Consider the following 20,256-nt stretch of genomic DNA (forward strand, 5'->3'; position numbering starts at 1 on the left):
GATGGCTCATGGGTTCAACGTATCAGCGCAGGGGTTTTTGGAGTGACGTAGTGACTAGCGAGCCGGTTTCGGACAGGACGGATGGGTGCCCGCGGTCACCAGGTCGGCAACCGCGGCGCGCGGATCACCGCTCTTGACCAGCCCTTCACCCACCAAGACGGCGTCGGCACCCGCACCCGCATACGCCAGCAGGTCTCCGGTACCGCGCACCCCGGATTCGGCGATCCTGATCACGTTGCTGGGCAGCCCGGGCGCGATGCGCGCGAAGCAATCCCGGTCCACCTCCAGTGTCGCCAGATCGCGGGCGTTGACGCCGATTACGTTGGCGCCGGCCTTGAGCGCCCGGTCGGCTTCCTCTTCGGTGTGCACTTCGACGAGCGCTGTCATGCCCAGCGATTCGGTGCGGTCCAGCATCGAGACCAACGCCGACTGCTCGAGCGCGGCGACGATGAGCAACAGCATGTCGGCGCCGTGCGCACGCGCTTCGTGGATCTGATAAGGCTGCACGACAAAGTCTTTGCGTAGCACGGGTATCGAGACCGCGGCGCGAACCGCGTCGAGGTCATCGAGTGAGCCGTGGAAACGTCGCTCCTCGGTCAAGACGCTGATGATGCGGGCGCCGCCGTCTTCGTAGGCGCGGGCCAGCTTGGCCGGATCGGCAATGGTTGCCAGGGAACCCGCCGATGGGCTGGCGCGCTTGACTTCGGCGATGACGCCGATTCCAGGCTCGCGCAAGGCGGCCATCACATCGCGTGGCGGTGGCGCGGCCGCCGCGGCGGCCTTGATCTCTGACAGGCTGATGAGCGCTTCACGCGCGGCAACGTCGGCCCGGACTCCCTCGAGGATGGAGTCAAGCACGGTTGCCGGACTCATGCCTGTCGTTTCCCTTCGCCCTGTCGTCCCTAGTCATCCCACGGCCACTTCGTGTCCCCAGCCGATTGCGACGACGTCAATGAAGGGTAGCGGCCCGCGGCTCGCGGCCCGTCACCGACCCTCGGTGTCAGACTCACCTGGTCGATCGGTCGGGTCGCGTCCCTCGTCAAGCGCGTCCCAGATCATCCGCTCCGACATTCCCGGCGTCTCCGGCTCCTCCAGCATCGCGCCGTCGGCCTGTTTGCGTCGCGCAATCGACCGGCGCGTCGCCGGAGCGGCGTACCTTATCGCGCTCGACCGGGCCGACCCCGAGTCCGACGCCGACCGCATCAGCAAGACGGCGGCAACCAGCGTGCACGCCGCGGCCACCACCGTGACGCCGGCGCCCCAGTACCGCCGTTCGCTTCCGACCAGCGACATCACCGAGACGTGCGCCAACTCCGCGCCGCGGATCGCCACGTCGGGCAGCGCCCACAGGCTGATTCCGAGGTAGCCGACCGCCAGGCTGATCACCGCCAGCAGGCCCGCAAGCGCGCGCAATGACCAGCCCCGCACGGCAATGGCGGCAACGGCCGCGGCCAGCAGGAGCAACGCCAACGGCAGCAGCGCCGTCGACCATGTCGCGCCGGCCAAGGTCACCTGTTTGGGTGGCCCCAGCCCGTCAAACGACCGGATGACGACCCAGGGCAGGCGCGAGGCCACCCACAACGTCCCGGCGGCAACCACCAGCACTGCCTGGGCAACTCGGATCAGCCAACGGCTCTTCGGCCGTCCGGTGTCAGCGCCGGCCTCACTCATCGCCCACGGGTTCGGTCAGCGTCTCGGCGGCGGCGATCGCGCTCAGCACGGCGCGCGCCTTGTTGGTCGCCTCGGTGTACTCGTAGGGTCCGTTGGAGTCCGCGACCACCCCACCACCTGATTGCACGTAAGCGACACCGTCGCGCATCAGGGCGGTGCGGATGGCGATCGCGAAGTCGGCGTTGCCGGCGAAGTCCAGGTAGCCGACCACGCCGCCGTAGAGGCCGCGGCGCGTCTTCTCCACCTCTTCGATGAGCTCCATGGCCCGTACCTTCGGTGCGCCCGAGAGTGTGCCGGCCGGGAAGCACGCGGTGACCGCATCCAGCGCGGTACGGCCCTCGCCGAGCACGCCGGTCACCGTCGACACCAGGTGCATGACGTGGCTATAGCGTTCGATGTGGCTGTAGTCCTCGACGCGCACCGAGCCCGGCGCGCAGACCCGGCCCAGATCGTTGCGGCCCAGGTCGACCAGCATCAGGTGCTCGGCGCGTTCCTTCTCGTCGGCCAGCAGCTCCTTCTCCAGCAGCTGGTCCTCTTCGTCGGTGCCTCCGCGCCATCGCGTTCCGGCGATCGGATGGGTGGTCGCGGTGCCGTCGGCGACCGTGACCAACGCCTCGGGGCTGGAGCCGACGATCGAAAAGTCAATTCCGCCAGCATCATTCGGAACGTGCAGCAGATACATGTAGGGGCTCGGGTTGGTGACCCGCAACATCCGATACACGTCGATCGGATCGACGTCGGTGTCCATTTCGAACCGCTGCGACGGCACCACCTGGAAGGCCTCGCCCGCGGCGATCTGGTCAACGAGGTAATCGACGATCTTCCCGTATTCCTCAACGTTGCGCTGCGCACGGTAGCGGGGCTCGGGCCGCCCGAACGTGCCGACGGTGGACGACAACGGCTGGCCCAGCGCCGCGGTCATCACGTCCAGGCGGTTGATCGCGTCGTCGTAGGCCTCGTCCACCCGCTCGTCGGTCCCGTTCCAGTTCACGGCGTTGGCGATCAGCGTGATGGTGCCCTCGTGGTGATCGACCGCCGCCACATCGGTGGCCAGCAGCAGCAACATGTCGGGGAGCTGCAGGTCGTCGACCGCCAGCTCGGGCAGTCGTTCCAGGCGCCGGACCATGTCGTAGGCGAAGAACCCGACCATGCCGCCCGACAGTGGCGGCAGCCCCGGGAGCGGGCCGGTGGCCAGCAGCTCGCACGTGGCCCGCAACGCCTGTAGCGGGTCGCCCCCGGTGGGTGCGTCCTGTGGCACCACGCCCAGCCAGACGGCTTCGCCGTCGCGCACGGTCAGCGCCGACGGCGCTCCGGCGCCGATGAACGACCACCGCGACCAGGAACGGCCGTGCTCGGCCGACTCCAGCAAAAATGTGCCCGGGCGGTCGGCGGCGAGTTTGCGGTAGGCCGACAACGGCGTCTCACTGTCGGCCAGCACCTTGCGGGTGACCGGGACCACGCGGTGCTCGGCTGCCAGCTGACGAAAATCTTCTCGCGAGGTCGTCGCGGCCAGGTGGGCGTGCACCGAATCATTCTCCCAGACGCGTCGCTGTGCACCGGCCCAGCCTGACGACGGAGCGGGCCCGGGGCGGGGTCCGCAGAGTCGGGCAATCAGACCCAGCCTGACGCCGCGGGCGGCGTAGCGTGTCCGCCATGAAACCTGGTGACACCGTCGCGGACTTCGAATTGCCCGATCAGACCGGCACGCCGCGCAAGCTCAGCGAACTGCTTTCCGGGGGGCCCGTCGTGCTGTTCTTCTACCCGGCCGCGATGACGCCCGGCTGCACCAAGGAGGCGTGCCATTTCCGCGACCTGGCCTCCGAATTCGCCGCGGTCGGGGCCAACCGGGTCGGGATCAGCGCCGACGCCGTGCAGAAGCAGGCCAAGTTCGCCGACCTGCAGAAGTTCGACTACCCGCTGCTGTCGGATACCGACGGCACCGTCGCCACCCAGTTCGGCGTCAAACGCGGCCTGCTCGGCAAGCTGATGCCGGTCAAACGCACGACGTTCGTCATCGACACCGACCGCACGGTGCTCGACGTGATCTCCAGCGAGTTCAACATGGACAGCCACGCCGACAAGGCGCTGGCAACGCTGCGGGCCCGCGTGTAACTGTCAGGGGTTGATCGCCAGGAATACGTAGGCGGCCAGCAGCACCAGATGCACCTCGCCCTGCAGGCGGGTCGCCCGCCCGGGCACCACCGTCAGCATGCTGATCACGACCGTCAGGGCAAGCAAGACCAGCTGGATCGCGCCGAGGCCGAGCACCAGCGGTCCTTTGAGCCAGATCGACGCCAGCGCGATCGTCGGGATGGTGAGCCCGATGCTGGCCATCGCCGAGCCGTACGCCAGGTTCAAGCTGATTTGGATGCGGCCCTTTCGCGCCGACCGCGCCGCCGCGAGCGTCTCGGGCAGCAGCACCAGCGCCGCGATGATCACACCCACGAACGACTGCGGCAAGCCCGCCATCACCACCGCGTGCTCGACGGCCGGTGATTCCTCCTCGGCCAGGCCGACCACCGCCACCAGGGCGCAGAGCAGGAGAACCAGGCTGCTCAGCGCTTGGCGCCTGGTGGGTGGATCCGCGTGACTTTCGTCCTCGAACACGCGCTTTTGGCCCCGCTGCGCGATCGGCAGAAAGAAATCGCGGTGCCGCACGGTCTGGGTGAACACGAACAGCAGGTACACCAAGAGCGTGGCGATCGCGGCGAAGGCAAGCTGGCTCGGAGTGAACTCTCTGCCCGGGTGCCCGGTGGTGAAAGCGGGCAAAACCAGGCTCAACGTGGCCACCGTGGTGACCGAGGCCAGGGCGGCTCCGGCCCCTTCGGCGTTGAAGAGCGTCACGCCGTAACTCCGGGAGCCGAGCAGCAGCGACAAACCGGCGATCCCGTTGGTGGTGATCATCAGCGCCGCGAAAGCGGTATCCCTGGCCAGCGTCGCGGCCTCGTTGCCGCCGGATGTCATCAGGGTGACGATGATGGCCACCTCGATGATGGTGACCGCGGCCGCGAGTATCAGCGACCCGAGGGGCTCGCCGACCCGGTGGGCGACCACCTCCGCGTGATGTACCGCGGCGATCACGGCGCCGACGAGAAACAGCGCAGCCACCGCGACAAGTACCGGTCCCAGCTTCTCGCCCCAGATCACTGCCAGCACGACGACGGCAACCACCGGCACAACGCTGTTCCAGGACAACCATTTCGACATTGACTGCCATTCTTGTCGAAGGCGTGCGCCAACGCCTGCGGAAAGTGACCCCCGACACGCCTGGCCACGCTTGCCGGGTCCCGCACCGCCGCTGCCCGGTCCGATTCGGTGGGCGATAGCCGGCCGCGACGGCGTCAGTAGCATCTCACATGTCCGACGGCGGAGGTGTTGCCGAGCTGATTCGCCGGCTCAGCGCTCCGGTGCCAGCAGCACGTCGGCGTCGAAGCAGCTGTGGTCGCCGGTGTGGCAGGCCCCGCCGACCTGGTCGACCGTCAGCAGCACGGCGTCGCCGTCGCAGTCCAGGCGTACCGAGTGGACATATTGGGTGTGACCGGACGTCGCTCCCTTGATCCACTGCTCGTCGCGGGATCGCGAATAATACGTTGCCTCACGGGTTTTGAGGGTCCGGGCCAGCGCGGCATCGTCCATCCAGGCGACCATCAACACGTCGCCGCTGCCGTGCTCCTGCACGACGGCGGTGAACAGGCCGTCGGCGTTGCGCTTCAGCCGGGCGGCGATCTGCGGGTCGAGCGTCATCGCACGGGGATCCCTTCGGCGGCCATGGCGGCCTTCACCTGACCGATGGTCAGCTCGCGGAAGTGAAACACGCTGGCCGCCAACACCGCATCGGCGCCGGCCGCGATGGCGAGCGCGAAGTGTTCGGCTGCCCCGGCGCCACCGCTGGCGATGACCGGCACCGTGACCGCCGACCGCACTGCCTGCAGCATCTCCAGGTCGAATCCGGCTTTGGTGCCGTCCGCGTCCATCGAGTTCAGCAGGATCTCTCCCACCCCCAAATCGGCTCCGCGCGAGGCCCACTCGATCGCGTCCAGCCCGGTGCCGCGGCGCCCGCCATGGGTGGTGACCTCCCAACCCGACGGTGTCGGCACCGCGCCCGGTGGGACGGTGCGGGCATCGACGGACAGCACGATGCACTGCGAGCCAAACTGCCGCGCCATCTCGGCCAGCAACTCGGGGCGGGCGATCGCGGCGGTGTTGATGGAGACCTTGTCGGCTCCCGCGCGCAGCAACACGTCGACGTCGGCGACGGTGCGTACCCCGCCGCCGACGGTCAGCGGGATGAAGACCTGCTCGGCGGTGCGGCGCACCACATCGAGCATGGTGGCCCGTCCCGACGAGGATGCGGTCACGTCGAGAAAGGTCAACTCGTCGGCGCCTTCTGCGTCATAGGCGGCCGCGAGCTCCACGGGATCGCCGGCGTCACGGAGGTTCTCGAAGTTGACGCCTTTGACCACCCGGCCGCCGTCGACGTCCAGGCACGGGATCACTCGAACCGCGAGGCCGTTCGGGTCCGGGGGCATCTCAGTAGTCTTCCGGTCGGCCGGTGGCGCGGACGATTTCGAGGATCTCGGCGTGTGCGGCGGGGCCGGCGGCCAGCGCGGAATCCGATGCGGGAGTCCATGGCTCACCCGCCAGATCGGTGACGACGCCACCGGCGGCGTGGACCAACGCGACCCCGGCGGCGTGGTCCCACACGTGGCCACCGAAAATCAGTGCCGCACCGAGTATTCCGTCGGCCACGAACGCAAGGTCGATTCCGGTGGAGCCGTGCATGCGTAACCGTGACGAGACCCGGCTGAGGTTCTCCAGCAACGCCATTCGATAGCGTCCCGGGAATCGGCCCCGCGCGTCCGCGCTGAACGACCCTGCACCGACCAAGGCGTCGGCCAGGTCGATGGAGGTCAGCGGCGGCTGCGGCACCCCATTCTTGCGCAACGGACCGCCCGCCACCGCGGTATAGCGCTGGTCCATGAACGGCAGCCAGGTCAGTCCCGCCACCGGTTCGCCGTGGCGCAGCAGGCCCAGCAGAATGCCGGCCATCGGCGATCCGGCCGCGTAGTTGAAGGTGCCGTCGATGGGATCCAGTACCCACACCCATGGCGAGTCGACGGCCGACCCGCCGAATTCCTCCCCGTGCACCCCGATCCCGGTCGCCTCGACAAGCGCGGCGACCACCTGCCGCTCGATCGCGAGGTCGACTTCGGTGGCAAAGTCGTTGCCCTTCTTGCTGACAGCGGAGTCGGCGCGGTGACCGGCAAGAAAGGGCTCGGATGCGTCGTCGAGAATCGCCGACGCCTGCGCCACCAACGTGTGCACGTCCATCCGGTTCTACTCCGCCACCGCGGCGAGCGCCTGCGGCAAGGTGAATCGCCCCGCGTACAGGGCCTTGCCCACGATGGCGCCCTCGACGCCGCGGTCCGTGAGGGTGGCGATGGCCCGCAGGTCGTCGAGGCTGGACACACCACCGGAGGCGATCACCGGCGCGTCGGTGCGTTCGGCGACGGACGCCAGCAAGTCCAGATTGGGGCCGCCCAGCGTGCCGTCCTTGGTCACGTCGGTGACCACGAACCGCGAACATCCTTGCCCGTCAAGGCGTTCCAGCACTTGCCACAGGTCACCCCCATCGGTTTCCCAGCCCCGTCCACGCAGCCGGTGCTCACCGTCGACGATCTGCACGTCCAGACCCACGGCGACCTTGTCGCCGTGTTCGCTGATCGCCCGGGCGCACCACTGCGGGTTCTCGAGGGCCGCCGTGCCCAGGTTCACCCGGGCACAGCCGGTGGCCAGGGCGGCCGACAACGAATCGTCGTCGCGGATCCCGCCGGACAGCTCGACCTGCACGTCGAGCTTGCCGACCACCTCGGCCAACAGTTCGCGGTTGGAGCCGCGACCGAACGCCGCGTCCAAGTCGACCAGATGGATCCATTCGGCCCCGTCGCGCTGCCAGGTCAGCGCGGCGTCCAGCGCCGAGCCGTATTCGGTTTCACTGCCCGCCTTGCCCTGCACCAGACGCACGGCGCGGCCGTCGACCACGTCGACCGCGGGCAACAAGATCAACACATTCCCTCCTGTATGCCGAGATTGCAACGGGTTACGCGCATTCCCCGGCTCATGCTTTCTACCAGGCTTTCGCGAGGTCCTTCACAATTCCTGGACCCAATTGCTCAACACGGCCGCGCCGGCGTCGCCGCTCTTCTCCGGGTGAAATTGGGTGGCGGACAGCGGTCCGTCCTCGACCGCCGCCAGAAAGGGACCCTCGTGGGTGGCCCACGTCAGCACCGCCTCGGGCGGACCCTCCCACTGCTGGGCGGCGTAGGAGTGCACGAAGTAGAACCGGGTGTCGGCATCGAGTCCTTTGAACAGCACAGTGCCGGCCCCGGGTTCGACGACGTTCCAGCCCATGTGCGGAATGACCGGCGCCTGCAGTCGCGTGACGTAGCCAGGCCACTGACCGCATCCCTGCGTCTCGACACTGAACTCGACACCGCGGGCAAACAGGATCTGCATGCCGACGCAGACGCCCAGCACCGGGCGGCCCGCGGCGAGCCGCTCGGAGATGATGCGCTCCCCGCCGATGTTGCGCAGCCCCGTCATGCAGGCCTCGTAGGCGCCGACGCCGGGCACCATCAATCCGTCGGCGGCGGCGGCCGCGTCGGCGTCGCTTGTCACCTCGACCGACGCACCGACGCGCTCGAGCGCGCGCTGAGCCGACCGCAGATTGCCCGAGCCGTAGTCAAGGACAACAACTTTCTTGAGTGCCGTCACAGGACCCCTTTGGTGGACGGCACGTCCGAGACCCGAGGGTCGGACTCGACCGCCTGGCGCAGCGCGCGGGCAACCGCCTTGTACTGCGCTTCGGTGATGTGGTGCGGGTCGCGCCCGTACAGGACGCGCACGTGCAGCGCGATGCGCGCGTTCATGGCCAGCGATTCGAACACGTGCCGGTTGATGACGGTGTGATAGGGCACCGAGTTGCCGGCAATGGTGGTGTGCTGCAGGTGATCCGGTTCTCCGCTGTGCACGCAGTAGGGGCGCCCGGACACGTCGACCGCCGCATGTGCCAGCGTCTCGTCCATCGGGATGAAAGCGTCACCGAACCGGCGGATGCCACGTTTATCGCCGAGGGCCTGACCGAGCGCCTGCCCCAGGGCGATGGCGGTGTCCTCGATGGTGTGGTGGCCCTCGATTTCGACGTCGCCCTTGGTGCGCACGGTCAAATCGAAGCTGGCGTGAGTGCCCAGGGCCGTGAGCATGTGGTCGTAGAACGGCACACCGGTGTCGATGTCGACGCGTCCGGTGCCGTCGAGGTCGAGTTCGATGACGATATCGGATTCCTTCGTGCGGCGCTCGATGCGCGCACGGCGGGTAGCGGTCGCTGTCACGGTGCTCCTACGGGGCTGGGGGTAGTTGGTGCGAGTTGGGTGGCGGCGATCTGGGCGCTGGCGTGCAGGAAGGCGTCGTTCTCCTTTGCCAGCCCGATGGTGGCGCGCAGGTAACCCGGGATGCCGACATCGCGGATCAGCACGCCGGCATCCAGATAGCGCTGCCAGGTCGCCGGTGCATCGGCGAATTCCCCGAACAGTACGAAGTTCGCGTCGCTGGGAACCACGCGAAAACCCATGCCGGACAGAGCCATCGAGACACGCTCGCGTTCAGCGATCAACGTCGCCACACTGCCCAGCGTGTCATCGGCGTGCCGCAGCGCGGCGCGTGCGGCGGCCTGGGTGAGCACCGACAGGTGATACGGCAACCGCACCAGCAGCATCGCGTCGATCACCGCAGGGGTGGCGATCAGGTAGCCCAACCGGCCACCGGCGAACGCAAACGCCTTGCTCATCGTGCGCGAGACGATGAGCTTGGTCGGATACTCCCCCACCAGTTCCACCGCGCTGGGCTGCGAAGAGAACTCGCCGTAGGCCTCGTCGACGATCGCGATGCCAGGCACCGCGTCGAGCAGCCGGCGCAGGTCCGGCAGCGAAACACTCTGCCCGGACGGGTTATTCGGGCTGGCGACGAACACCACATCGGGCCGGCGATCGGTAACGGCGGCCACGGCGGCGTCGACATCCAGGCTGAAGTCGCCGGCACGCGTGGTCTGCAGCCACTCGGTGCGGGTGCCGTCGGAGATGATCGGATGCATCGAGTACGACGGGACAAACCCGATGGCAGTGCGCCCCGGACCCCCGAACGCCTGCAGCAGCTGTTGCAGGATCTCGTTGGAACCATTAGCCGCCCAGAGGTTTTCGACTCCCAGCTGGACGCCGGTCTGGGCGCTCAGGTAGGCGGCCAGGTCGGTGCGCAGGGCCACCGCGTCGCGGTCGGGGTAGCGGTGCAATTCGCCGGCGACCGCTCCCACCGACCGCACCACGTCGTCCACCAGTGCCTTACTGGGCGGGTGTGGGTTCTCGTTGGTGTTCAGCCGCACCGGGACGTCCAATTGCGGTGCGCCGTAGGGCGATTTGTCGCGCAGGTCGTCGCGCAGCGGCAGGTCGTCCAGCGTGGGCTCCGACTGTCCGCTCATCGCTCGAACCTCCGGCGCACCGCTTCGCCGTGTGACGGCAGGTCTTCGGCCTCGGCGAGCGCGATCACATGCCCGGACACGTCTTTCAGGGCCGCCTCGGTGTAGTCGACGACATGGATGCCGCGCAGGAAGGTCTGCACGGACAGGCCGCTGGAATGCCGGGCGCTGCCGGCGGTCGGCAGCACGTGATTGGACCCGGCGCAGTAGTCACCCAGGCTTACCGGCGCGTACGGGCCGACGAAAATTGCTCCGGCCGAACGGATTCGGCCCGCCACGACGGCCGCGTCGACGGTCTGGATCTCCAGGTGTTCGGCGGCATAGGCGTTGACGACTTCGACTCCGGCGTCCAGGTCGTCGACGAGGATGATGGCCGATTGGCGTCCACCGAGCGCTGCCGTCACCCGCTCGCGGTGCACGGTCGTCTGCAGCTGGGCGGCCAGCTCGGCGTCGGTGGCGGCGGCCAGGTCCGCGCTGGGGGTGACCAGCACGCTGCCGGCCATCTCGTCGTGCTCGGCCTGACTGATCAGGTCGGCGGCCACGTGCGCGGGATCGGCGGTGTGGTCGGCCAGGATGGCGATCTCCGTCGGGCCGGCTTCGGCGTCGATCCCGACGCGCGACCGGCACAGCCGCTTGGCGGCCGTGACGTAGATGTTGCCGGGTCCGGTGATCATGTCGACGGGCGCCAGCTCGGCGCCATCGAGATCGGTCCCGCCGTAGGCCAGCAACGCGACCGCCTGCGCGCCGCCCACCGCCCACACCTCGTCGACCCCCAGCAGGCGGGCGGCGGCCAGGATGGTCGGGTGCGGCAGGCCGTCGAACTGGGCCTGCGGCGGGCTGGCCACCACCAGCGACGCGACGCCGGCGGCCTGGGCCGGCACCACGTTCATCACCACGCTGGAGGGGTAGACGGCGTTTCCGCCGGGTACGTAGAGCCCCACCCGGTCGACCGGCACCCACCGCTCGGTGACGGTCGCACCAGGACCGAGGGTGGTCGTGACGTCGGTGCGACGCTGGTCGGCGTGCACGGCGCGGGTGCGTTCGATCATCACCCGCAGCGCGTCGGAAACCCCGGCATCCAACTCGGCCAGGGCCTTCTCGAGCGCGGCATCGGGCACCCGGACGACCGGGGGCCGGACCCCGTCGAAGGTGGCGCCGAACTCCAAGGCGGCTTCGGCGCCGCGCTCGGCGACGGCCTGCACGATCGGCCTGACCTTGGGCAGCACCGTCTCCACGTCGGCGCCGCCGCGGGGCAGCGCCGCCCGCAGTCGGGCAGCCGTCAACTCCGCGCCCCGCAGGTCGATGCGGGCCATCGGCGACGGTTGGATGGTGCTCACGGTGTCCATTGTCCCAGAGGAACTCAAGTCGATATCCGACCGGTACAGTGCCGGTATCGAGGCCGTACCCGGCGCTGAAAAGACGAGCCCACCAGGGAGCCGCCATGTCCGCCAAGGATCATCCCAACAATGCCCCGGGCGTCCCGATGGTGTTCCCACCCTGGTTTGAGCGCCTCCAGATCAAATACTTCAACCCGGCGCTCAAGCCGATTGCCCGCTTTCTGCCCGGGACAGCGACGATCAAGCATCGTGGTCGCACCTCCGGCAAGCCGTACGAGACCATCGTTACGCCCTACCGCAAGGGCAATGTCCTGGCGATCGCCCTGGGCCACGGCAAGACGAACTGGGTGAGGAATGTGCTTGCCGCCGGGGAGGCGGATGTGGAATTCAGCCGCAATCGCACCGTGCACGTGATCAATCCACGGATCCTGCCCGCCGGATCGGACGGGGAGGGCCTGCCCGCGATGGCACGCATGCAACTGCGCCGGATCGGGGTATTCGTCGCCGACATCGCCTGAGGCCGTTCGCTTCCGGGGTGATTTTGGTGCCAGGGCGTCCCTATGCCCGCGTTGAGTGTGCGCTGGCGGCGCTCAGTGTGCGTCCGCGGCGGCGAAACGCCGAGAAGTGCCGCCCATGATGCACACTCGGGGCTTGGGGTGCGCGGCGAAGCAGCACACCACTTCCAGCTACATGTCCAGGCCGATGTCGAGCACCCGCACCGAATGAGTCAGCGCGCCGACGGCCAGGTAGTCCACCCCGGTCGCGGCGTAGGCGGCCGCATTGTCCAGGCTGAGTCCACCCGACGATTCGAGCAGCACGGCGGGCGCACGCGCGTCGCGACGTTGCACGGCCATCTGCGTCTGCCACACCGGGAAGTTGTCCAGTAACACCAGCTCGGGCTTCTCGGGCAACACCTCGTCCAGCTGCTCGAGTGAATCCACTTCCACCTCGCACGGCAGATCCGGTGCCGCGTCGCGCACGGCCCGCAGCGCGTCGACCACCGATCCCGCGGCCACCACGTGGTTGTCCTTGATCAGGGCGGCGTCGCCGAGCCCTAGCCGGTGGTTGACGCCACCGCCGACCCGGACCGCGTATTTCTGCAAAACGCGCAGGCCGGGCAGGGTTTTACGGGTGTCGCGCACCTTGGCCTTCGTATCGGCTACGGCGGCGACCCAGTGCGCCGTCGTGGTGGCGATCCCGGACAGGTGGCAGATGAGGTTGAGCATAGTCCGCTCGGCGGTCAGCAGGCCGCGGGCTTCGGCTCGCAACGTCAGCACCGGCTCACCCGGCTCCAGGTGGGCCCCGTCCTCGACGCGGTCGACCACCTCGTAGCCGCGGGCACCGAACACCTCGTCGAGCACCAGCAAAGCGATGTCGATACCCGCGATCACGCCGGGCTCGCGCGGCATCATGGATGCGGTCGCCACCGTCTCGGCGGGCACCGTCGCCAGGGTGGTGACGTCGGGGCCGTAGCGCAGGTCCTCGGCCAACCCGCGCTTGACAATTTCGCGCGCGGCGGTCAATTCACGGTCGGACATCGTGGTCATACGGCCGCCGCCAACGCCTCCACCAGCACCGTATTCTGGTCGTCGGCCAAGCGCAGCACATTACTGCGCCCCAGCTCGGACGCGGTCTGCGGATATTCCTCGCGATGGTGACAGCCCCTGCTCTCGGTGCGGGCCAGGGCGGCGGCCGTGACCGCGCGGGCGGCGACGGCCAGCGCAACGTCCTCGAAGTCGCGGCGGCCGGACACCTGGCGCATCTGCGCCTGGGACAGCGCGGTGGATAGCCGGGTCAGCCCCGCGGCGTCCCGCACCACCGAAGCGTCCCGGCTCATCGCGCGCTGCAGTTCGGCGCGCTCGAGCGCGGTGTGCACGACCTGCTCGGGCGCGGCGGCGTGCACGCGCCCGGTGGTCGCGGCGTGTGTGGCCGCCAATCTGCCGGCCCGGCCGCCGACCACCAAACCTTCCAACAGGCTGTTGGACGCCAGCCGGTTGGCTCCGTGCAGTCCGGTGCGTGCCACCTCGCCCGCGGCGTACAACCCGGGCAGCTCGGTTTGCCCGTACACGTCGGTGACGATGCCGCCACAGCTGTAATGCGCCCCGGGGACGACCGGAATGGGTTGCCGGACGGGATCGATCCCGGCGGCCCGGCAGGCGGCCGTCACCGTCGGGAACCGGTTGGCGAAGTCGTCGATGTGGCGCGCATCGAGGAAGACGCAGGCGTCGCCGGTAGCCTTCAACCGGGCGTCGATCGCCGCGGCGACGACGTCGCGGGGCGCCAGATCTCCCATCGGATGAATACCGGCTGTCACCGAATCGCCTTGACGGTCAATCAGTTTCGCGCCCTCACCGCGGATGGCCTCGGTGACCAGCGGACGCCTTCCGCTGGCGGCATCGGGCGCGAAAAGCATCGTGGGGTGGAACTGGATGAACTCGAGATCGCTGACCGCGACACCGGCCCACAAGCCCAGCGCGAGTCCGTCGCCGGTAGAGCCGTCGGGGTTGGTGGTCGCGCCGTACAGGTGCCCGAGGCCGCCGGATGCCAGGATCACCGAAGGTGCGCTGATGATGCCGCACCCGTCCGGGGTGCCGACCAGGACACCGGTCACGGCGGCACCGTCGTGCAGGACCCGCAGCGCCACATGGCCGGTGCGAATGTCCATCATGCGCGCGGCAGTGTCGAGGGCGCGCTGCACTTCCGCGCCGGTGGCGTCGCCGCCGGCATGCACGATGCGTCGCCGGGAATGTCCACCCTCGCGGGTCAACGCCCACTTGCCGGGTGCCGACTCGTCGAATCGTGCTCCGTCGCCGACCAATTCGGCGACCGCCGCGTATCCATCGGCGACGATCGAGTAGACCGCCTCGGGATCGCACAGGCCCGCTCCCGCGACCAAGGTGTCGGCGACATGGGCTTCCACCGAGTCGTCATTGTCGGGCAGCACCACCGCGATGCCGCCCTGCGCATAGTGCGTCGCGGTCGCCCCCCGAGCCTGGTCGGCCTTGCTCAGCACGACGACGCTGCGCCCGGCGCGATGCGCGGCCAGCGCGGCGGCCAGTCCCGCGACGCCGGTGCCGACGACGACGACGTCGGCGCTGTGCGTCCACCGGGGACGGGCGGTCATTCGCCGCCGCCCGGCTGCCCGATCGCGATCATTCGCTGCACGCTGCGCCGTCCGGCGGCGGCGACATCGGGGTCGACATCGACTTCGTCGGCCCCCTCGACGAGGCAGCGCAGCAGCGCGGCCGGGGTGATCATTTTCATGAACTTGCAGGAGGCCCGGTCGTTGACCGCGCGGAAGTCGACTTGGGGTGCGGCCCGGCGCAATTGGTACAGCATGCCGACCTCGGTGGCGACCAGCACCTTGCGTGCGTTGGTCTGGTTGGCGGCCTCCAGCATGCCGCCGGTGGACAGGATCTTCACCCGGTCCGACGGGAAGGCGCCCTCGCCCGCGAGATACAGCGCCGATGTGGCGCAACCACATTCGGGATGCACGAATAGCTCGGCGTCGGGATTGGCGCGGGCCTGATCGCCCAGTTCGTCGCCATTGATCCCGGCGTGCACGTGGCATTCGCCGGCCCATACATGCAGGTTCTGGCGACCGGTCATCCGACGCACATGGGCGCCGAGGAATTGATCCGGACAGAACAGCACCTCGCGGTCCGGGTCGATGGACTCGACGACCTCGACCGCGTTGGACGAGGTGCAGCAGATGTCGGTGAGCGCCTTGACCGCCGCCGTGGTGTTGACGTAGGAGACGACGACCGCGCCGGGATGTTCGTCCTTCCAGGCGCGCAGTTCGTCGGCGGTGATGGAGTCCGCGAGTGAGCACCCGGCTCGCTGGTCCGGGATGAGCACGGTCTTGTTGGGGCTCAAGATCTTGGCCGTCTCGGCCATGAAGTGCACGCCGCAGAACACGATGGTGTCCTCGGGCGCCTCGGCGGCGATCCGCGACAGCGCCAGTGAGTCGCCCACGTGATCGGCGACGTCCTGGATCTCGGGCAGCTGATAGTTGTGCGCCAGCAAGGTGGCGCCGCGCAGCCTGGCCAGGCGGCGAACCTCGGCAGCCCATTGCTCATCACCGGCCACACCGGCGTACCCGGTGGGCGAGTTGGTGATGTCGGCAACCATGCTTTCGGCGAGCGTGTCCATGCGATTGATAACCGTCATGGCGGCTCCTTTCAGCCCGGGAGGTTTTCGACTTATAATCGAAAACATGGCCCATGGTAGCACCGCCCACGAAGTGCTCGCGGTCGTGTTCCAGGTTCGCGGAGTGACCGAACAGGTTACTAAGGGACGCCACACGACGAAACCGCAGCTGAACGTGCTGTTATGGCAGCGCGCCAGGGAGCCGCAACAGGGCACGTGGTCGCTGCCGGGCGGGCAGCTGCGTAATGACGAGGACATGATCACCTCCGTCCGGCGGCAACTCGCCGAGAAGGTCGACCTCAAAGAACTGGCACACCTGGAACAGCTCGCGGTGTTCTCCGACCCGCACCGGGTGCCGGACACCCGCGTGATCGCGTCGACCTTCCTGGGCCTGGTGCCCTCACCCGCCAGCCCCGAGCTGCCGCCGGATACTCGCTGGCATCCGGTGAACTCCCTGCCGCCGATGGCCTTCGACCACGGCCAGATGGTGGAGAACGCCCGTACCCGACTGATCGCCAAGCTGTCCTATACCAATATCGGATTCGCTTTGGCACCAAGGGAATTCGCGCTTTCCACGCTGCGCGACATCTACGGTGCCGCGCTGGGTTATCAGGTCGACGCGACGAACCTGCAGCGAGTGCTGGCCCGGCGCGGCGTGATCACCGCGACCGGCAGCATCGCTCAATCCGGGCGCAGCGGTGGACGGCCGGCCGCGCTGTATCGGTTCACCGACGCCGCGTTGCGGGTGACGGACGAATTCGCCGCGCTCAGGCCGCCGGGTCTGCCAGGCTAGGCTGGCAAGAAGGCGTCATCGGGCGGCGCGGGGGCAAGTCGACTCAGTAGCGCCGCGACCCGGCCGGCGTGACGAGAAGTCGCTCACACTGCGGCGTTTACGTTTTGGTTACCTGCGGTTCGTGCGCGAGAATCCCGGGTGGCCACGAAGGGAGCCTCAATGGCTGAGCTCGGCAACCTGGCAGGCACGCACGGCGCGGAATGGATCGCCCGGCCGCCACACGAGGAACTGCAGCGCAAGGTGCGTCCGTTGCTGCCCTCGGACGACCCGTTCTACCAGCCGCCGCTGGGCTTCCAGCACGCCGAGCCCGGCACTGTGCTGCGCACTCGGGACGTGGAGCTGGCGTTTCTCGGCCTGATCCCCCAACCGATCAAAGCCGTCCAGCTGCTTTACCGGACCATGGACATGAAAGGCGATCCGGAGGCCACGGCCACGACGGTGATCGTCCCCACCGACCTCGCTGCGGGTCAGCCGTGCCCGCTGCTGTCGTATCAGTGTGCGATCGACGCCGTCTCGTCGCGCTGTTTTCCGTCCTACGCGCTGCGGCGCAGGGCAAAGGCGCTAGGCGCCATCGGGCAGTTCGAGCTTTTCCTGATCACCGCCGCCGTCGCCGAGGGATGGGCCGTGTCGGTGCCCGACCACGAGGGCCTCCGCGGCCTGTGGGGCGCGCCGTACGAACCCGGCTACCGCGTCCTGGACGGCATCCGGGCCGCGCGGAGCTCGGAGCGCCTCAACCTGTCCGCCCCGGCCCCCGTCGGGCTCTGGGGATACTCCGGCGGCGGACTGGCCAGCGCATGGGCTGCCGAGATGTGCGCGGAATACGCGCCCGAACTCGACATCGTCGGGGCGGTGCTGGGCTCACCCGTCGGGGACCTCGGTAACACGTTCCGCCGCCTCAACGGCAGCTTTCTGTCGGGGCTTCCCGCGCTGGTGGTTGCCGCGCTCGCGCACATCTATCCGGATCTGGACCGGGTCATCCGAGAGCACACCAACGAGGAGGGGCGCGCCCTGCTCGACTCGCTGGAGAAGATGACGACGGTGGAAGCCGTGGTGCGGATGGCCGGCAAGAACATGGGCGACTACCTCGACGAGCCGCTCGAACAGATCCTGTCCACCCCGGAAGTCACCTACGTCTTCGACCACATCAAGCTGGGCGCCGCTGTCCCGACGCCGCCGGTGCTGATCGTGCAGGCCGTGCACGACTACCTGATCGACGTGCACGACATCGACGCGCTCGCCGATGCGTATTCGGCCGGCGGCGCGCGCGTCACCTACCACCGCGACGCCTTCAACGAGCACATGATGCTGCATCCGCTGTCGGCGCCGATGACGCTGCGCTGGCTGACGGATCGCTTCGAAAACCGCCCACTGACCGAACACCTCATCCGGACCACGTGGCCGACGATGTTCAACCCGATGACCTACGTTGGGATGGCGCGGCTGATGAAGATCGCGGCGAAAGTCATCACGGGTCGCAAGATTGGCCGTCGTCCGCTCTGACCTCGACGTTTCCGGCGGCGCCTGCGCCTGCCGCCGGCACTGCCTCGGAGGGTCTCGGCTGCGGCGGCAGTGCGCCCAGGTCGTCGCGGGCGTCCGCGGCGGCACGCACGGCGTAGATCAGGGCCGCGATTCCGGCCGGCCACACCAGGGTCACCGCAATCTGCAGCGGGCCGTCGGAGAAGAACACCGGCGGCGCCTGCACGACGTATGCGACCGACGGGCTCTTCGTCAGCGGTACCGCATCGAAGTCCAGGGCGCCGTACCTCAGCCGAACCAGCCCGGCCCCCACCGCCGAGGCGGCGGCGGCCGCCGCCACCATGCCGCCCGCCAGCGCGATCATCATCTCCGGCCCGCGGTGCTCGCGCCACTGCCACACCCCGACCGAGGCCACCGCCGCCAGCACGGTCAACAGCCCCAGCATCAGGGCCGGCGCGACGAAGAAGTGCTCGGACTCGTTACCCAGATAGTCGTGGACGCGCTCGCCCGAGCGGGTGAGTGCCACCACCGCGTGGATCGGCGGGGCGATCCAGGCCCACACCCCGCCGATCACCAGGCCGGTCACCGCCGATCCCAGGGCCACGACCAAAATCGCCCGGGTCCGGCGGGCAGCGGCGGCGACGGCGGCGGCATCCGCCTCGGCCGGCTCGGTCAACGCCGCGTCTCCAGATCGCCGGAATCGACCTCACCGTGCCGCGAGCAGCGCGCCCGCCAGCCGTCCGGGCGAACCTGCACCACCATCCGGCGACCGCACGCCGCGCAGAAGCGGGGAGGCTCGAGACCCAACTGAGCCGCTGTCGGCACTGAGGTGCCCCCTAGTTCCCCGGTGTAGACGTTGTAGACGCCGGCACCGACCGCAGCGCCCAGATCGCCAATCACAAGTCTTTAACCCTAGCCGCGGCAGCCGTCTTACAAGCTGGCGTTGAGCCCCTTGAGGGGCATCTGCAGATCGTCCAGCAATTCCAGGTCCGATTCGGCCGGACGACCCAGTGTGGTCAGGTAGTTGCCGACGATCACGGCGTTGATGCCGCCCAGGATGCCCTGCTTGGCACCCAGATCCCCCAGCGTGATCTCGCGGCCACCGGCGAACCGCAGCATGGTGCGCGGCAGCGCCAGACGGAAGGCGGCCACCGACTTCAGCGCTTCGCTCGCCGGCATGACCTCCAGGTCGCCGAACGGGGTGCCGGGCCGCGGGTTGAGGAAGTTCAGCGGGACCTCGTCCGGGCCGAGTTCGGCCAGCTCGACGGCGAATTCCGCGCGCTGCTCGAGGGTCTCACCCATACCGAGGATGCCGCCGCAGCAGACCTCCATCCCGGCGTCACGGACCATCGACAAGGTCTCCCAACGCTCCTCCCAGCTGTGGGTGGTCACCACGTTGGTGAAGTACGAGCGGGCGGTCTCAAGGTTGTGGTTGTAGCGGTGTACGCCCATCTCGGACAGCTGCTCGACCTGCTCGGCCGTCAGCATCCCGAGCGAGCAGGCGATGTTGATCTCGACTTCGTTGCGGATCGCTTCGATACCGGCGGCGACCTGGGCCAGCAGCCGCTCGTCGGGACCGCGCACCGCCGCCACGATGCAGAATTCGGTGGCACCGGACTTGGCGGTCTGTTTGGCCGCCTCGACCAGGCTGGGAATGTCCAGCCGGGCGCTGCGCACCGGCGACGCGAAGAGTCCGGACTGCGAGCAGAAGTGGCAGTCCTCCGGGCAGCCGCCGGTCTTCAGGCTGATGATGCCCTCTACCTCGACCTCGGGTCCGCACCAGCGCATCCGCACCTCGTGTGCCAGCGCCAGCAGTTCATCGAGGCGGTCGTCGGACAGCTGCAGCACCCGCAACACCTGCTCCCGGCTCAATCCCTGGCCGCCCTCGAGCACCTGCTGCCGGGCCACCGCCAGGATGTCCTCGTGGTTGCCGGTTTCGGCCGCCGGTCGCGTTGCCGCTTGCGTCACCAGGTACTCCCCTGCCTCTTTTTCGTGTCCGCGCGTGGGGACACGCCTGCCACGTTGTGATGGCAGCTCGAAATGAAAAGTGTTCAAAGTAGGGTAACGGCCGAGGGACACGCCCCATCTATGGGTATACGACCGGGGTGACTCCGCACGTCGAATTCCTGGCGCACCACTACCTCCTGCTGGCGGCGCCGGCGTTCCTGCCTGCGGTGATCGTGGTTGGGGTGATTTTGTACATCGCCTTGCGCGACCGCCGCGCGGGTCGCGACGCGACTCATTCCGGAACCGACGCCTCCCGTCCCGACACACCGGACGAAAAGCGTGATTGACGAGCGATG

23 protein-coding genes are annotated in these 20,256 nt (G+C 68.6%); 5 read left to right on the top strand and 18 right to left on the bottom strand.

Annotated elements, in window-relative coordinates; all coding sequences use genetic code 11:
- Positions 1 to 54 precede the first annotated feature (54 nt).
- From trpC to A5686_RS08855, 3 genes are all read right to left on the bottom strand, one after another.
- Positions 55 to 873 (bottom strand): indole-3-glycerol phosphate synthase TrpC, encoded by an 819-nt coding sequence (gene trpC / locus A5686_RS08845; protein WP_067933182.1) that lies wholly within the window; start codon positions 871 to 873, stop codon positions 55 to 57.
- 111 nt (positions 874 to 984) lie between these two features.
- Complete coding sequence (locus A5686_RS08850; RefSeq protein WP_082947544.1) at positions 985 to 1,671, bottom strand: TIGR02234 family membrane protein; 687 nt, start codon at positions 1,669 to 1,671, stop codon at positions 985 to 987.
- The gene (locus tag A5686_RS08855) at positions 1,664 to 3,196 is read right to left on the bottom strand and encodes an anthranilate synthase component I (protein ID WP_067933184.1); all 1,533 of its coding nucleotides are present in this window, start codon (positions 3,194 to 3,196) and stop codon (positions 1,664 to 1,666) included. The genes A5686_RS08850 and A5686_RS08855 overlap by 8 nt, the downstream gene beginning before the upstream one ends.
- Before the next feature lie 128 nt (positions 3,197 to 3,324).
- Between A5686_RS08855 and A5686_RS08860 the strand changes: the two genes are divergently transcribed.
- On the top strand, positions 3,325 to 3,783 hold the full coding sequence (locus A5686_RS08860; RefSeq protein ID WP_067933186.1) for a peroxiredoxin: 459 nt from the start codon (positions 3,325 to 3,327) through the stop codon (positions 3,781 to 3,783).
- A 3-nt stretch (positions 3,784 to 3,786) separates the two neighbouring features.
- On the opposite strand, the gene A5686_RS08865 is transcribed toward A5686_RS08860, so the two are convergent.
- The 9 genes from A5686_RS08865 to hisD form a co-directional block, all read right to left on the bottom strand.
- Complete coding sequence (locus A5686_RS08865) at positions 3,787 to 4,878, bottom strand: calcium:proton antiporter (RefSeq protein WP_067933188.1); 1,092 nt, start codon at positions 4,876 to 4,878, stop codon at positions 3,787 to 3,789.
- 189 nt (positions 4,879 to 5,067) lie between these two features.
- Positions 5,068 to 5,415: a phosphoribosyl-AMP cyclohydrolase gene (hisI, locus tag A5686_RS08870; protein WP_067933190.1), complete on the bottom strand. Its 348-nt coding sequence runs from the start codon at positions 5,413 to 5,415 to the stop codon at positions 5,068 to 5,070.
- Entirely contained in the window at positions 5,412 to 6,200 is a 789-nt protein-coding gene (gene hisF, locus A5686_RS08875) for an imidazole glycerol phosphate synthase subunit HisF (protein ID WP_067933192.1), read from the bottom strand. The genes hisI and hisF overlap by 4 nt, the downstream gene beginning before the upstream one ends.
- A 1-nt stretch (position 6,201) precedes the next feature.
- Complete coding sequence (locus A5686_RS08880; RefSeq protein WP_067933193.1) at positions 6,202 to 7,002, bottom strand: inositol monophosphatase family protein; 801 nt, start codon at positions 7,000 to 7,002, stop codon at positions 6,202 to 6,204.
- Positions 7,003 to 7,008: 6 nt separating this feature from the next.
- A complete protein-coding gene (gene priA, locus A5686_RS08885) occupies positions 7,009 to 7,740 on the bottom strand; it encodes a bifunctional 1-(5-phosphoribosyl)-5-((5-phosphoribosylamino)methylideneamino)imidazole-4-carboxamide isomerase/phosphoribosylanthranilate isomerase PriA (protein ID WP_067933196.1) in 732 nt (243 codons plus the stop codon).
- Positions 7,741 to 7,821: 81 nt separating this feature from the next.
- Positions 7,822 to 8,445, bottom strand: a complete 624-nt coding sequence (gene hisH / locus A5686_RS08890; RefSeq protein WP_067933198.1) for an imidazole glycerol phosphate synthase subunit HisH — start codon at positions 8,443 to 8,445, stop codon at positions 7,822 to 7,824.
- Positions 8,442 to 9,062 carry an imidazoleglycerol-phosphate dehydratase HisB gene (gene hisB / locus A5686_RS08895; RefSeq protein WP_067933200.1) on the bottom strand — a complete coding sequence of 207 codons (621 nt, stop codon included), beginning with the start codon at positions 9,060 to 9,062 and terminating at the stop codon, positions 8,442 to 8,444. The genes hisH and hisB overlap by 4 nt, the downstream gene beginning before the upstream one ends.
- On the bottom strand, positions 9,059 to 10,201 hold the full coding sequence (locus A5686_RS08900; RefSeq protein WP_067933202.1) for a histidinol-phosphate transaminase: 1,143 nt from the start codon (positions 10,199 to 10,201) through the stop codon (positions 9,059 to 9,061). Before A5686_RS08900 ends, hisB begins: the two co-directional genes overlap by 4 nt.
- Entirely contained in the window at positions 10,198 to 11,544 is a 1,347-nt protein-coding gene (gene hisD, locus A5686_RS08905; RefSeq protein WP_067933204.1) for a histidinol dehydrogenase, read from the bottom strand. Before hisD ends, A5686_RS08900 begins: the two co-directional genes overlap by 4 nt.
- A 95-nt stretch (positions 11,545 to 11,639) precedes the next feature.
- Here hisD and A5686_RS08910 point away from each other — a divergent pair, with 95 nt between their 5' ends.
- Positions 11,640 to 12,053, top strand: coding sequence for a nitroreductase family deazaflavin-dependent oxidoreductase (locus tag A5686_RS08910; RefSeq protein WP_067933207.1), 414 nt, complete (start codon positions 11,640 to 11,642; stop codon positions 12,051 to 12,053).
- A gap of 168 nt (positions 12,054 to 12,221) precedes the next feature.
- Here the strand turns inward: A5686_RS08910 and nadC are convergent, their stop codons facing one another.
- Genes nadC through nadA form a run of 3 tightly spaced genes read right to left on the bottom strand, consistent with a single transcriptional unit; the run spans position 12,222 to position 15,705 of the window.
- The gene (nadC, locus tag A5686_RS08915) at positions 12,222 to 13,082 is read right to left on the bottom strand and encodes a carboxylating nicotinate-nucleotide diphosphorylase (RefSeq protein WP_067933209.1); all 861 of its coding nucleotides are present in this window, start codon (positions 13,080 to 13,082) and stop codon (positions 12,222 to 12,224) included.
- Positions 13,079 to 14,659 carry an L-aspartate oxidase gene (locus A5686_RS08920; protein ID WP_067933211.1) on the bottom strand — a complete coding sequence of 527 codons (1,581 nt, stop codon included), beginning with the start codon at positions 14,657 to 14,659 and terminating at the stop codon, positions 13,079 to 13,081. The genes nadC and A5686_RS08920 overlap by 4 nt, the downstream gene beginning before the upstream one ends.
- Positions 14,656 to 15,705 carry a quinolinate synthase NadA gene (gene nadA / locus A5686_RS08925; protein ID WP_067933213.1) on the bottom strand — a complete coding sequence of 350 codons (1,050 nt, stop codon included), beginning with the start codon at positions 15,703 to 15,705 and terminating at the stop codon, positions 14,656 to 14,658. The genes A5686_RS08920 and nadA overlap by 4 nt, the downstream gene beginning before the upstream one ends.
- A 46-nt stretch (positions 15,706 to 15,751) precedes the next feature.
- On the opposite strand from nadA, the gene A5686_RS08930 reads away from it, so the two are divergent.
- Together A5686_RS08930 and A5686_RS08935 are read left to right on the top strand one after the other, a co-directional pair.
- A complete protein-coding gene (locus A5686_RS08930) occupies positions 15,752 to 16,477 on the top strand; it encodes an NUDIX domain-containing protein (RefSeq protein WP_067933215.1) in 726 nt (241 codons plus the stop codon).
- Positions 16,478 to 16,636: 159 nt separating this feature from the next.
- Entirely contained in the window at positions 16,637 to 17,977 is a 1,341-nt protein-coding gene (locus A5686_RS08935) for a lipase family protein (RefSeq protein WP_067933403.1), read from the top strand.
- Here A5686_RS08935 and A5686_RS08940 read toward each other — a convergent pair.
- The 3 genes from A5686_RS08940 to bioB are packed head-to-tail and all read right to left on the bottom strand — an operon-like array spanning position 17,943 to position 19,921.
- Positions 17,943 to 18,629: a DUF2567 domain-containing protein gene (locus tag A5686_RS08940; RefSeq protein WP_067933217.1), complete on the bottom strand. Its 687-nt coding sequence runs from the start codon at positions 18,627 to 18,629 to the stop codon at positions 17,943 to 17,945. The genes A5686_RS08935 and A5686_RS08940 overlap by 35 nt on opposite strands.
- On the bottom strand, positions 18,626 to 18,853 hold the full coding sequence (locus tag A5686_RS08945; RefSeq protein ID WP_067933219.1) for a hypothetical protein: 228 nt from the start codon (positions 18,851 to 18,853) through the stop codon (positions 18,626 to 18,628). The genes A5686_RS08940 and A5686_RS08945 overlap by 4 nt, the downstream gene beginning before the upstream one ends.
- A gap of 30 nt (positions 18,854 to 18,883) precedes the next feature.
- Positions 18,884 to 19,921 (bottom strand): biotin synthase BioB, encoded by a 1,038-nt coding sequence (gene bioB / locus A5686_RS08950; RefSeq protein ID WP_067933222.1) that lies wholly within the window; start codon positions 19,919 to 19,921, stop codon positions 18,884 to 18,886.
- 137 nt (positions 19,922 to 20,058) lie between these two features.
- Here bioB and A5686_RS08955 point away from each other — a divergent pair, with 137 nt between their 5' ends.
- Positions 20,059 to 20,247, top strand: a complete 189-nt coding sequence (locus A5686_RS08955; protein ID WP_067933224.1) for a hypothetical protein — start codon at positions 20,059 to 20,061, stop codon at positions 20,245 to 20,247.
- Positions 20,248 to 20,256 lie beyond the last annotated feature (9 nt).

The organism is Mycobacterium sp. E2479 (assembly GCF_001667925.1).
Lineage (GTDB): Bacteria > Actinomycetota > Actinomycetes > Mycobacteriales > Mycobacteriaceae > Mycobacterium.